This window comes from Pseudomonas sp. WS 5146, from assembly GCF_012985495.1.
Taxonomy (GTDB): domain Bacteria; phylum Pseudomonadota; class Gammaproteobacteria; order Pseudomonadales; family Pseudomonadaceae; genus Aquipseudomonas; species Aquipseudomonas edaphica.
This window is the reverse complement of the sequence record NZ_JAAQWL010000003.1, coordinates 288,092-300,562: the sequence shown is the minus strand read 5'-3', so window position 1 is coordinate 300,562 and position 12,471 is coordinate 288,092. Positions and strand designations below refer to the sequence as shown.

The following is a 12,471-nucleotide window of genomic DNA, read 5'->3' as shown; positions in this document are numbered from 1 at the left end:
CATTGCCCCATCAGGGGGTCGTCGCAGGCTCAGGAGCAAAGATCAAGATCTCGACGCGCCGGTTACGTGAGCGGTGCTCCACACTGTCGTTAGGAAACAGCGGCTCGGCTGCACCCCGCCCCTCTGCCTTGAACCGCAGCGGATCACGTTTGTCGCCCACCAACACCTTCAGGATCGACTGTGCCCGTGCCAGCGACAGCGCTTCGTTGGAGCCCAGCCGTCCGGCCACTGGCGTGTCGTCACTGTGGCCAATCACCTGGACCCGGCCTTGCCAGTCGCCCAACGCCTGCGCAATTCGCAACAGCAGCGCACGCGTCTGTTCGGCAATCTCGCTTCCACCGCTGGCAAACAAACCGGTGGAACTGAGCACGATGCGCACGCTACGCCCATCATCAATGAGCGTCAGACGGTTGGCTTCGATGTCGGTGGCCAGTTTCTCGGCCAACGTTTGTGCAACGGTGGTCGACTGTGGCGGACGCAGGGCTTGCAGGGCCTGCAGCTGTTGATAGGAGCGCTCTTCGAAGTAAAGTGCCCCGGCCGCGGCCAGTACCAGCAATGAAAGACAAAACCCCCACCAGAATAAGCGTTCACGCCGACTGAAATAGTCGTCGCTCAAGGAGAGCAGGTGCTCATTCAAACGCACCTTGGGATGATGGCCCCGTTGCAACCGAATGGTTTCGTACAGCTGACGTCTGCGTAACGCCAAGGCCGCACGCCCTTCGCTCTGAATGCGGTAGCGACCTTCCAGCCCGAGTGCCAGGCACAGGTACATCAACTCCAGCAGGGCAAGATTCTCGGTCGGTTTGAGTTCCGCCGCATCGAGGTGTACGAAGAAGCCTTCCCCCCCAGCCGTTTCATTGTGAAAAATCATCAATAGACTTTGCTTGGACCACGCACCCTGCCCCCACTCACAGTTTGCAATCACCTCATCGAGCAACGTACAGAGCGCATACTTGGCATGCTCCTGAGTATGCTGATCGATACCCGCTTCCATGGCATTGCGCTGAAAGCTACGCACCTGGGTGATCAACCGGGCGCGTAGCTCGTCGATATCGGGAACATGGTTCAAGCCTCGCAGCGGCACCACTTCGTAGAGCAGATCTCCCGCCAATTGCACCAGCACTTCATTTGCCGATACCGAAAAGGCACGCGCAGGCTCGTCGACACCCTGGTTGAGTGGCCGTTTACGTCGCGGCAACCAGCGACGCCAGTAACGTGGCTTGGCCGCACTCATTGGCCGGCCTTAATGGCCCAGAAAGCCAACTGCAACCCTGGAAAATCTCCGGCAAGGTGCAAACCAAACCCCGCGCTACTGCTCAAGCCCGCCCACAAGGGATGCTCACTTTCCAGCTCGAAATAACTGAATCCTGCGTAGTAAGGCAGTTCGCGCGGCGCAGCGGGCAGTACGTGCACCTTCAGCCCAGGCAATTGCAAATCGACCAAATCACGCATGCGTTCGATCGGACCAATTTTCAGGTTATTCGGGAAATGCTTACGTAGCTCATCGTCAGGCAGCTGTGCACGTACAGCCAGTACAAAACGCGCCGTCCGATACAGCTCCGTGTCAGGCACCGACGCAAAGCGCACCCCCAATTCTCTGTCACTCAACGCCAGCGGAACCACATCGGAGCCGGCTTCAGCACTCAAGGCATGGTGAAGGTCCTGGATAACGGGTGTAAAACAGTCGGCCAATTGATCGTGGCGGTAGATTGGGTATTGCTTGGGGCGTTTTTGCTCTTCAAAGAAAATCGCCAGATCGCCCGCCAACGTTACCAGCGAACGATAGAGCTGCTCAGGGTGCAAGCCCTCGCGACTGGCCAGCTGTACCAGCAAAGGCTGAGCACGATTGAGCGTTTGCAGCATCAGGAAGTCCTGCACCTCGGAAACCCCGCCCAGCCCCTGCACCCCAAGGTTCGCCGCCAGCGTAAAAGCACGCTGGCGAACACGCCCAATGATGTCATCGACAAACCCCGCAAGCTTCGGCGAACGACGCCAGGCCATTACCGGCGCAATAAACTCATCATCGAGCAGCACTTGCCCTCCAGGAGAACGCTCAAGCACCCTGGCGATAGGCAAAAATACATGGGAAACCACGACATCCTGCTCACGCGCCAACTTCATGTTCAGCTGACCCAACTGCAACGTAGCCGCTTCACTGCCATGGAGGTTGCTGTCAGGTACGCAGGCCTCAACCACCCGATAGCGCGCCAGGCTGTCAGCAGACGGCGCGGTTTCCGTGTCCATACCTTGGGCACGTTGCAGGGCCAGCGCCAAGACCACCTGCTGATCTCGTTCCCCCTCCCCCACCGTGTAGCGCAACAACGCCAACTCATCATCGCCAAGGACAAAAAAACTGCCATCCGGCAGCACGCCTGCACACTCGGTCAAAACGATACACCCGAGTGCCAACTGCCCTTTGTCAATTTTAAGCGCGGTAAACCCCCAGGCATCGACTTGCAGGGCACGTAATGCTTGAACCAGTTGGGCTTGAATGTAGCGTTCGTGTTGCTGGAAGTGTTGAGGCTGAAGGAACATGCCTTCTGACCACACGACTTTAGGTTGGTTAATCATTGGTTTGCAGCTCTATCATTGAGGGGGCCATGAACTCGATGGCATGCCGTCCGATCAGCACGGATAGCTCGGGGGTCTTGCGTTGATCCAGCAAGGTGATGACTCGCCAGCGCGCCTGGTCGATATCGCGGTACTCGGCAATGACGCCGATGTAGCGCATACGTGGCTCAGGAATAAAGTGGTAGCGATAACGCTCGCCGGGGCGTAGCACGATCATCTCCTGCCCCAACCAGTCACCGCGTAGAGTCTGCTCGGCTGCCGTACTCAATTGAGCCAGGCTGGCTTGCTCGAAGGTTCGGCGGTCAAGCAGTTGAAACACCTGAACACGCACCGGCGACGGCCTGCCGTAGAGGTTGCGATTAGTATCCAAAGACGCCTGCAACGTAAGGGTCAGGTGGGGGTCCGCAGGAGGCTCGGGTGCAGGGTCGGCAAACAGGTTGCATCCGCTCATGCAAGCTAACAGGCCACTCGCCAGCCACCACCGTGTCAGCAGCTCAAGCCTGGCCATTATCGGCTTCCTCCGGCAGTGTCGCGGCCACGGGTTGCGCCGCATCAGCACCGGTAGCAACACCACCGCCACCGCCGTTGATATCGACCATGGCAGAGCCATCAATCGTGACCTTGACCCCATTGATCGCTACGCCCGAAGCACTGATTACCAACGAGCTTGAACCGACCTTGAGCACCAACTCACTGCCCGCCTCAAGGGTGATCGTTTGCTGCCCTTTGACGTCGACGCTGCCGGCGGTCAAATACTGTTTCCCCCCAACTTCGGAGTGGCTATCTCCGTCAATACTCAGCGAGCAGTCCTTGCTTACCTTGACATTGCGACTGCCCTCGACCGACTCGTGCAGGTCCTTGGCAACCTTGACGAACTGGTTAGCCCCCGTGCTGATATGCCAATCGTTGCCGACGCTGACGAAGGCATCATTGCCAACCGTGACATCCTGGTTGCGCCCGGCATAAATCAGCAGTTGTTCAGCGTCCTTCTTGTCCTCAAATCGCAGCTCGTTGTACACCTGCTCATCGCCGAGCGATTGCGTCTTAAAGCCAGAGCGTGACGCCAAGTCGGGTAAATCCCAAGGCGGCCGCGTTCCAGCGTTGTACACACCACCGACCACCAGAGGCCGGTCCGGGTTGCCGTCCAGAAACTGCACCACTACCTCCTGGCCGACCCGCGGCAAGAACATAGCCCCCCAGCGTTTGCCAGCCATCGGCTGGGCGACGCGTACCCAGCAGGAACAGTTTTCGTTCTCTTTGCCGCTGTTGTCCCAATGAAATTGCACCTTGATCCGGCCATGCTTATCCACCCACTGCGGCTCGCCGGACTTACCCACCACAAAGGCAGTCTGCGCCCCGCCAATGACCGGCGTTGGCGTCAGGATAGGGGCACGGAATACTTGGCTGGTGTTGATCACCTCAACCCAGCCTTCAAAACGAAGCTCACCAAGCCCCCCCGTCGATTCCGGGCAGCTGCCCTTCAGGGTCGATCGCACCACCAGGTACTTGGCGTTATGGGCCGACTGCGGGTGACCGGTCAGCTCGAAACGATGACCAGGCGAAAGGTACGGTGTCGAGTGAGTCGCCTGAGCCAGGCATTGGCGGGCGAGCAGAGCCTCCACCCGTACCTTGGCAGCAGCATCGCCAGCGCGTTGATCGGCAAAGAAGCCGGGGTACAACGAGCGCTCATAATCATCCAGCTCATACCCGGCAGCATCAGCGGCCTCACCGCTTTGAACGCTCGCCTCACGGCTGTTGGCCTTGCTGAAATCATAGTCCTGCAGCGAGACTTTTCCCGTGGTCATTTCAGACCGCGACACCCAACTGGAAACGCTGGCGAGGAAATGAGTCTGGTGCGGTCGGTAGCTCATCTTCGCGCAATGCGCTGCCGTTTTGTGGGCACTCATGGCGTCGACGATAACCAACTCATGGCCACCGTCCTCAAACGTGAAAAAATAGTAAAGCCCTGCGCGCTCCATCAACCGGCTGAAAAAATCGAAATCGCTTTCGGCGTACTGCACGCAATACTCCAGGGCCTCATAGCGACCGGTCACTTGCCAGTCCACCGTACCGGGGTAATCGTCCAGCACTGCCTTAAGTACATCGATCACCGTCTTCTCCTCGAAAAAACGGTTATGGCCCGCCAGCGTCAATAACCACAGCCACGGGCGCAGCGTCAGCGTGTAACGCCCCTGCTGGCCAAATCGATCATCCTGGGCCACCGCGCTGATATGCCCGTGAACCCAGCGCACGCCGCCGTCGGAAGCACTCAAACCAACACCCAGTGTCTGACCGAGCAAGCCATTGGCGTCCAGTTCGGTTTTGTTGCCCTGTACCTCAAGGGTGTATTGCCCGAGCATGCTCAGCCCCTCGCTCGCCTCGAAGCGAATCAGCGATAACGTCCCTGCCGCTGAAGGCGCCTTGACTTGACTGGCCTTGAAACTGCTCATCGTGCAACTCGCTTCATCATGAAATCAGTGTTTTTTGGGTGCCTGGATTTGCCACCTGAATCAGGCCTGCCCAGGTACAGGAACAGGTTGCGGTGCTGCCCAAAGCCGGGAGCTTGCCGATCAGGGTTTTTGTTACGTCGGGAATCCAGGGCGTGACCGTCACGGGCAAACACGGCATCGGCGTCAATGCCCCCATGGCCGCCGAAGTCGCGGCCGCGACTTGAGGGTTGGCGATGGAACTGCACATTCCAAACGGGGGAATATTTGCCATCGGTAAGTGATCCATGATTGTTGCCGCCAATTGGCCTTCGACAAGCACCCGATTGATGGGCAGTACGAGCAACTTGGCTTGTGCATTGCCGAATGAACAACGCAATGAAGCCCCCATGACAACTTGTGCCGGCATATGCCCTTTCTCCTGAATCAATCACTGAAAAATCGCGCCGGAGTGAAGCGCCAATACCGATGCCTGCGCGGATCACCGGCAGCCGCCAGCCAGGTTGCCTGGCCCAGGGGTAACCGGTTTCCGAGGCGCAAGTGCACGACCTGCGCAGGGTCGAGCTGCAGTTCAAGACTCCATTGAAAAATCGGGCCGACATAACGCTCGACCAACTGATAAAGCGGCAAGAGGAACTCTGCGGCAGGTAGCAATCGCTGGTAATCGCACCACGACAACGGTCCCAGTTGCAGCGTAAAACTGTGTTGAACATTCCAGGCATGCCGGCCCAATAGCGTCGCGACGCCTAATTGGCTGGACTCATGTCGGCGCCCGAGACTAAGGCGCTGCCCAGGCTCCAACGCAGCCCGCCGGCCGACCAAGGTTTGCACGCTAACCGGCATGTGCAAAAAGTCGCTGACCATCGCGAGCAGGCCGCGAGCATTGCGCCGCTGGTCAACCATCTGGCTGGCGTAATAACTTGCGGCCCCTGGCAATGCGCTCATCTGTCCCGGTGAAAAGGCCGATACGTAGTCGCAGAAGCGGTCTTGTGCTGGCCGATCAGCCGACACAACCGGGCGAGCCATGGCCCAGCTGCGGTAGAGCAGGCTCAATAATCGATGATGAAAGACGTCCAGAAAGTGCGCAGCAGCAGGATCGTTATGATTGACCTGTAACGACAGCAGCCTTTCGCTGAAATGCAACGGCATGGGGCCGTTCACACCCGTCAAACCGAAGAAGTTGACCAGCAGGCAGGCCGCCTGCCCCTCACGCAGGCGCCAACCGGCAATCATCGCTGGCTGAAACGCCAGGGATACTTGCTGCGCCAGGCGCACAGGGTCGTCGCGCAGATGGTCCGCAGTCCCCCAACGCGGCATCTGCGGGTAGGCCGACTCAATAGAGCGCATGGCACTGAAAAACTCATAGCGCCATGGCCACTTGCTCAGAGCTGGCAAGCGAGTCACAAGGTCATGCATTGAGTTCCCCTCGCCCGCCAGGTCTTGATATGACCGCGGGTCACACTGTGCAGCTCGGTTTCGGTGAACGAATTAAGTGCTGAGTAATGGGCAAAGAACGCCTCCAGTACCGAGCCGAACGCATAAGTCCCGGTGCTCTCACAAGCGCTGTCGTCCAGCGTCAGCATCAGCTTTAACCCACGGCCGAACGTCACAGGGCCCGGCCCCGGAAGGCGTCGCGTGATCACTTGGGCACGCAGCGAATGGATAGCCTGCAACAGCTTGCTGCTCACACTATCGTCGGCGATGTATAACGACAGCAGATCGCACAAAGCCCGCGCACCGGCCTTGCCATCCCCCTCGGCCAGCGGCAGAAAATTGCGCGAAAGATGACGTACCGCTTGCCACTGCCGCTCGCCCTGCAGGGGCGCGGGCACCGGTCTGGAGGGGCCGGCGACACAGCGCACGGACAACACTGGCGCACTCACATCCAGTGCAAAATCCGTGTTGCCCTGCCCCAGTGGAATGCTCAATGGCAAATCACGATTGGAGCAGCGGACTTTCATCGCCAGTTGCTGCAGGTCACTCTCGTCTTCAGGGAGCGAGGTAACAACCAACGAAAGGCTCACATCGCTGCCCTGATAGTTGGACGGGCGGCCCAGCGCCCGGTCGGACCTGCGACTCAGGCTGCGATGCAACTGATAAAACCCCGCCGCCCGCTGACCACTCCCCGCCAGCGCCTGCGGCGCATAGAGCGGCAAAAACACCAGGCGCTCCCTGGACCCGGCGCAATAACCCTGCACCGACAGAACGTCCAGCACCTCGTGGGCCAGACGATTGGATTTGTCGACAACGACCGGCAACTCTTGACGGTGCGGGTCGTACGCAATGCGATCGGTATGCTTGGTAAACAGGTTGATCGCCGGCGCACAGAACAACGCAAAGCTGCTGACATCCAAACGTGCCGGGAGCGGTAAGGTGAGTGGTCGAAACAGCACCACAAGCTCCAGCTGATCAGTGCGGCAGGCACGTACCGCCGACGTTAACCCACCCACTGTCACAAAGCGTTGCGCAGGCGCGAACGCCAAAAACTGCCGCAGTTGGGCAAACGCCGAGCCGCTCATCGATGCAGGCATTTGCTGCCCTTCCTGGCGCGGCTCCCGATAGGTTTGCGTTATCTGGTGCGGCTCGATCAAATGTCCCCCTGGCGCATCGCTCCCGGCAGGTCGCACGATCACGCCACAGGCATGTGCCAGCAACGCCTCCTGTAAAAGCATCGGCAACGAATCGGCACCCGGCAAAAACAATGTCAACGCCTCAAGCGCCAATTGCTCGAAACGTAACCCCGAGGTCGTGCGCACACGCAAGCGCAGCGCCGAGACGGCTTGGCCAGCCAATGCCGGCGGCAAGCCTTTGAGCAATCTGGAGCTGGGAAGGTAGTCGACAGACTCCAGCCGGATCGGCCATAGCGTGACCGGCGCAAGGCTTCTGAACTCGCAACGAGGAGCCTGTCCCTCGCGATCCACACTTGAGCGCAAGGCCGTATTGCTGGGCAGGGTATAACCCGACGCCAAGGTGCCTTCTTGCAAATCGGGAGTAAACTGGACCACCGCCATCGAGGGCACTGGTAGCAAAAAATGAGGCTGGATCAAGGCCAACAGGTTCTGTGTGAACGTTGGAAACTCAGCCTCCATTTGCAGCTGCACGCGCGCGGTGAGAAAGCTCAGGCCTTCCAGCAAACGCTCCACCGATGGGTCCGTGACCTCGTCATGATCCAACCCCAAAGCGCCGGCAACCTTCGGGTAATCCTTGGCAAACTCACTGCCCGCCTCGCGCAAAAAGCTCAGTTCGCGCTCATACAGGCGTAACAACCGGTCATCCATGATGCTTGCCATACGGCTGGACGCTCACTTCGCCGCTCTCGGTATTCCACGAAGCGTGCAACCGAAACGACCACGGTGAGGCGCGATGACGTATTTCGCCATGTAACAAAAACGTGAAGTGACTATGACTACCAGAACCTGGCAACAGCTGTACCTGCAGATTGTGGCTGAGCACCCGGGGCTCAAAGTCCCGAATCAAGTTACGGATACGCACTTCCAATTCTTTTAGGTCAACGCTGGATAACAGCACACCGGCAAAGTTACCGAGACCGCAGTTGAGGACCGAACGAGCAACCCGTGGCTGGCCGTGCAGTTCATATAGGCTGCCCAACCCCGTGGAATTGAACAGCTGTGCCAACTCATGGCATAAGCGCTCAACACTGCCGGCAGGCGCCATCAGGTCATTGCCACAGGCACCGGTGGAGCTGATCAAACGATCCAGCAGTGACGCCGTGGCAATAGACATGCAGAGACCTCAACAGACCGATAAGCGCTTATCAAAAACGGGCAACCCCAATCAACCGGCTTTTTTCGCCAAGAGATCGTAGGTCTTTTCAACATCGCCATTCTTGGTATTGCCGTTAAATTCAACGTACTTGAACTTGATTTTGGTGAAGCTCAAATGCAGGCGTTCGGTCGGTCGACTTTTGGAGCCTTCGATGACATAGCTGGTGAGCAGCGCATCACTCAAGGTAATAATCAAATACGGTTGGGTGTCTTCCGTACTGCCGCCGGTTTGCAGCACCGTCAGGGTGGCCACACCCAACGACTTGCCATTGGTCGATTGCAAAAACAGATCCGGGGAGGAAATGTCGGTGGATTTCGTCAGGCTCATTTCGGAAATATTCGAGACGCCGGTTTGACGCTCGCCATCGTTAATGGCCACGTAACGGGAAGAACCAAACGAGTAAGATTCAATAACAATCTCGCCCTTATGGTTCGCTTCGGTGCAAGTGCCTTTAATTTCAGTTTCAAACTTAAGTGCAATCATGATGAGCCTTCTGGTTCAGAAAAATAGTGTGATGGATAACGGCGCAAGCCCTAAACCGGGCGGCCTCAGTTCTTGACGGAGGGCAGTTGAGAGACCAAGCGTAGCGAGACGGTCAGGCCTTCCAACTGGTAATGCGGGCGCAAGTAAAACTTGGCCTGGTAAAACCCTGGGTTTTCTTCAATGTCCTCGACCACCACCTCGGCACTGGCCAGTGGCTTGCGCGCCTTATCGGCATCTGTCGCAGTACTTGGGTTACGTTCGACGTAACGGATAATCCAGTTGTTCAGCCAAGTCTCCATGTCAGCACGTGATTTGAACGAGCCGATCTTGTCGCGCACGATGCACTTGAGGTAATGCGCGAAACGGCACGTGGCAAACAGATAAGGCAGGCGCGCAGACAGCTTGGCGTTGGCCGTGGCGTCGGGATCACTGTATTCCTGGGGCTGGTGCAGCGACTGCGCACCGATAAAGGCCGCCAATGTCGAATTTTTGCAATGCACCAGCGGCATAAAACCATTCTTTGCCAACTCCAACTCCCGTCGATCGCTGATCGCGATTTCGGTGGGGCACGTCATGTCCACACCGCCGTCTTCAGTTGGGTAGGTGTGCAGCGGCAAATCACTGATCGCGCCACCCGATTCAATCCCGCGAATACGTGAGCACCAACCATATTCTTTGAATGATCGGTTAATACTTACGCCCATGGCGTAAGCGGCGTTGGTCCACAGATAGTTGTCAGCCTGCCCATCGGTCACTTCCTCGAAAGCGAACTCGTCTACCGGGGCGGTTTTAGCCCCGTAAGGGATGCGTCCAAGAAACCTCGGCATTGTCAGCCCGACATAACGCGAGTCTTCGCTGGTGCGCAAGTTGCGCCAGGCGGCGTAGTCGGCCGTTTGAAATATTTTCGTCAGGTCCCGTGGGTTGGCGAGTTCACGCCAGGAATCCATCATCAACACGCTCGGCATGGCCGCACTGATCAACGGTGCATGGGCCGCCGCCGCAATCCTGGCCATGGACGCGAGCAACGCCATATCCGGTGGGCTGTGATCAAAATAGTAATCGGCAATCAACACGCCAAATGGCTCACCACCGAATTGCCCGTATTCATGTTCATAGATCTTCTTGAACAATGGGCTTTGGTCCCATGCCGCACCTTTGAATTTTTTCAACTCATGAGCAACTTCGGCCTTCGAGGCATTGAAGAATCTGATCTTCAATTGCTCGTCGGTTTCCGTATTGCTCACTAGGTATTCAAGCCCCCGCCAGGCCGACTCGACGGCTTGAAAATCGGGGTGATGCAACACCACGTTGACCTGCTCGGCAAGTTTTTGGTCAATCTCGGCGATCAACGCCGAAATGGTACTCAAGGTGTCATCGGCGATTAACTGGGTATTGCGCAACGCGTGCTTGGCCAGCGTGTGCACGGCGGTCTGAATCAGACCCCGAGCTTGTTCACTGCGAGGTTTGAATTCGCGTTGCAACAGGTCATTAAACTCACTGTTGGAAACCACGACTGGAATGGACTGCTGGAGAACACCTGACATGGGGGGCACCTGTATAAGAAGAGATGGAAAGTACGCGTCAAGCATCCAATGCCGAATCGGCGGGCGGATTGCTCTGTGCCAATAACGAGGCCATCAACACGGGGTCTTCAAGCAATTGAGCCATCAATTGCTCGGCGCCGCTTTTGCCATCCATGTAGGTCAACAAGTTTGCCAATTGATTACGCGCTTCAAGCAACTCGCGCAGCGGCTCAACATTGCGCGCGATAGCACCTGGGGAAAAATCTTCCATCGTGCTCATGCTCAGGGAGATCGCCATTTGGCCCTCACCGCTGAGTTTATTCGGCACCGTCATTTTTACTTGAGGGTTGATCGCCCCCATGCGGTCATCAAAATTATCGATATCAATGTCCAGAAACTTACGCTCTGAAAAAATCGGCAACGGGCTGCGGTTAGCCCCTGACAAGTCAGCGAACACACCGTTGATAAACGGAATCGCTACCGTTTTTTCTGCGCCATAAAGTTCAACTTCATATTCAATTTGCACGCGCGGCGCACGGTTACGGCCAATAAACTTTTGCCCGCTGTTATTACTCGACATACGACTCAACCTGCTAGAAGTTAGTTAATCACCGACGCGCCCGCCCAAACGGCGCAAGTCGGTAACAGAGTTAGGTGCCAGTTCCTCGATAATATCGATGAAACTCATGGTGGTAACGCGACGGACCCTGGCAATCAAAAAGGGAACCGGGCTCGAGGGTTCATGCCGTTGGTAGTACGAGCAGATCGCATCCAAAGCGCGAACCACATCCTCGCGCGAATCACAATTGCCACCAACGCGCTCGTTGCTGTGGGCCTTCGGCAAACGTTCCTGGGGCTGTGCTGATGGCCGTTTCGTTACCACAAGACGTAAGCGGTCCTCGATCACCCGCGCCCATTTGTGCAACGACTTGCTCAACCCAAGAAAAGGAGAGATCCCCTGCACAGCAGTTTTTTCGTCCAGATCCGCCGTCATTTCATCAAGCACAGTACGCAGGGCATTCATCAGCCCAAGGCTGCGCATTAATTCAGCTGAGCAGTTAGGCTCGATCAACCGGGTCAACAGCGCCACCTGCTCGCCATGCTGCACACCTTCGGTGCCGCATATAACGTCCAGATCCCCTAGGCAGAGCGCTTGCCCGTCCTCCGTCCTCGCCAGCACCTGACGCTTGAGCAGGGCAATCACGGTGGCCGGAACCGCCAGCTCTGCCAGGGTATTAATCCGAATCAATGGATCGAACTGATCGTCCGCCACCAACTGCGGGTGCACACTTTCCCAGCGTTGTCGCACCAACCAGGCCACCAGGCGCAAACCGCCCAAAAAACCATTCAAACCACAACGCTCAAGCAAAGCACGCGTCAGAAGCACCATGACCCGCAGATCCAGCGTCTGCTCATACAGGCCTCGACACAGGCTCTCCACATGCGGCCAATCGATAGCCTGCGCGACATACACATGCTCGCCGTATTCAACAGTTTCGGCGGTGCGTACAGCCTGCTCCAGCGCGATAAATTCGGCCGTATATTCAAGGTCGCGGCCACAGGAACGGCTACTGAGCGCGCCAATATATTCATCTACATAATTCATGAGTGCAGAGCGATCTCTGTGTTTACTTACCGCGTGAACAAGATATGCAACTTGC

12 protein-coding genes are annotated in these 12,471 nt (G+C 57.3%); all 12 read right to left on the bottom strand.

The features are described from left to right. Positions 1–10: 10 nt before the first annotated feature. Positions 11–1,234: a type IVB secretion system protein IcmH/DotU gene (icmH, locus tag HBO41_RS10205; protein WP_169986072.1), complete on the bottom strand. Its 1,224-nt coding sequence runs from the start codon at positions 1,232–1,234 to the stop codon at positions 11–13. Then, on the bottom strand, positions 1,231–2,571 hold the full coding sequence (gene tssK / locus HBO41_RS10200; RefSeq protein ID WP_262380269.1) for a type VI secretion system baseplate subunit TssK: 1,341 nt from the start codon (positions 2,569–2,571) through the stop codon (positions 1,231–1,233). The genes icmH and tssK overlap by 4 nt, the downstream gene beginning before the upstream one ends. Beyond that, positions 2,564–3,079, bottom strand: coding sequence for a type VI secretion system lipoprotein TssJ (gene tssJ, locus HBO41_RS10195; RefSeq protein WP_262380268.1), 516 nt, complete (start codon positions 3,077–3,079; stop codon positions 2,564–2,566). The genes tssK and tssJ overlap by 8 nt, the downstream gene beginning before the upstream one ends. Next, positions 3,066–5,021: a type VI secretion system Vgr family protein gene (locus tag HBO41_RS10190; RefSeq protein ID WP_169986065.1), complete on the bottom strand. Its 1,956-nt coding sequence runs from the start codon at positions 5,019–5,021 to the stop codon at positions 3,066–3,068. The genes tssJ and HBO41_RS10190 overlap by 14 nt, the downstream gene beginning before the upstream one ends. 16 nt (positions 5,022–5,037) lie before the next feature. After that, entirely contained in the window at positions 5,038–5,427 is a 390-nt protein-coding gene (locus HBO41_RS10185; RefSeq protein WP_169986063.1) for a DUF4280 domain-containing protein, read from the bottom strand. Positions 5,428–5,444: 17 nt separating this feature from the next. Continuing rightward, positions 5,445–6,434 (bottom strand): type VI secretion system baseplate subunit TssG, encoded by a 990-nt coding sequence (gene tssG / locus HBO41_RS10180; protein WP_169986061.1) that lies wholly within the window; start codon positions 6,432–6,434, stop codon positions 5,445–5,447. Next, positions 6,419–8,296 (bottom strand): type VI secretion system baseplate subunit TssF, encoded by a 1,878-nt coding sequence (gene tssF, locus HBO41_RS10175; protein ID WP_169986436.1) that lies wholly within the window; start codon positions 8,294–8,296, stop codon positions 6,419–6,421. Before tssF ends, tssG begins: the two co-directional genes overlap by 16 nt. Then, complete coding sequence (locus HBO41_RS10170) at positions 8,289–8,762, bottom strand: type VI secretion system baseplate subunit TssE (RefSeq protein ID WP_169986059.1); 474 nt, start codon at positions 8,760–8,762, stop codon at positions 8,289–8,291. The genes tssF and HBO41_RS10170 overlap by 8 nt, the downstream gene beginning before the upstream one ends. Positions 8,763–8,813: 51 nt before the next feature. Next, a complete protein-coding gene (locus tag HBO41_RS10165; RefSeq protein ID WP_169986057.1) occupies positions 8,814–9,287 on the bottom strand; it encodes a type VI secretion system tube protein Hcp in 474 nt (157 codons plus the stop codon). 65 nt (positions 9,288–9,352) lie between these two features. Then, positions 9,353–10,831 (bottom strand): type VI secretion system contractile sheath large subunit, encoded by a 1,479-nt coding sequence (tssC, locus tag HBO41_RS10160; protein WP_169986055.1) that lies wholly within the window; start codon positions 10,829–10,831, stop codon positions 9,353–9,355. Between the two features lie 37 nt (positions 10,832–10,868). Beyond that, positions 10,869–11,390, bottom strand: coding sequence for a type VI secretion system contractile sheath small subunit (gene tssB, locus HBO41_RS10155; protein WP_169986053.1), 522 nt, complete (start codon positions 11,388–11,390; stop codon positions 10,869–10,871). A gap of 24 nt (positions 11,391–11,414) precedes the next feature. Beyond that, complete coding sequence (gene tssA / locus HBO41_RS10150; protein ID WP_169986051.1) at positions 11,415–12,416, bottom strand: type VI secretion system protein TssA; 1,002 nt, start codon at positions 12,414–12,416, stop codon at positions 11,415–11,417. Positions 12,417–12,471 lie beyond the last annotated feature (55 nt).

Excerpts from the sequence above, each read along its gene's own strand:
- icmH (WP_169986072.1), bottom strand. The coding sequence starts at position 1,234 with ATGAGTGCGGCCAAGCCACGTTACTGGCGTCGCTGGTTGCCGCGACGT.
- tssK (WP_262380269.1), bottom strand. The coding sequence starts at position 2,571 with ATGATTAACCAACCTAAAGTCGTGTGGTCAGAAGGCATGTTCCTTCAG.
- tssJ (WP_262380268.1), bottom strand. The coding sequence starts at position 3,079 with ATGGCCAGGCTTGAGCTGCTGACACGGTGGTGGCTGGCGAGTGGCCTG.
- HBO41_RS10190 (WP_169986065.1), bottom strand. The coding sequence starts at position 5,021 with ATGAGCAGTTTCAAGGCCAGTCAAGTCAAGGCGCCTTCAGCGGCAGGG.
- HBO41_RS10185 (WP_169986063.1), bottom strand. The coding sequence starts at position 5,427 with ATGCCGGCACAAGTTGTCATGGGGGCTTCATTGCGTTGTTCATTCGGC.
- tssG (WP_169986061.1), bottom strand. The coding sequence starts at position 6,434 with ATGCATGACCTTGTGACTCGCTTGCCAGCTCTGAGCAAGTGGCCATGG.
- tssF (WP_169986436.1), bottom strand. The coding sequence starts at position 8,296 with ATGGATGACCGGTTGTTACGCCTGTATGAGCGCGAACTGAGCTTTTTG.
- HBO41_RS10170 (WP_169986059.1), bottom strand. The coding sequence starts at position 8,762 with ATGTCTATTGCCACGGCGTCACTGCTGGATCGTTTGATCAGCTCCACC.
- HBO41_RS10165 (WP_169986057.1), bottom strand. The coding sequence starts at position 9,287 with ATGATTGCACTTAAGTTTGAAACTGAAATTAAAGGCACTTGCACCGAA.
- tssC (WP_169986055.1), bottom strand. The coding sequence starts at position 10,831 with ATGTCAGGTGTTCTCCAGCAGTCCATTCCAGTCGTGGTTTCCAACAGT.
- tssB (WP_169986053.1), bottom strand. The coding sequence starts at position 11,390 with ATGTCGAGTAATAACAGCGGGCAAAAGTTTATTGGCCGTAACCGTGCG.
- tssA (WP_169986051.1), bottom strand. The coding sequence starts at position 12,416 with ATGAATTATGTAGATGAATATATTGGCGCGCTCAGTAGCCGTTCCTGT.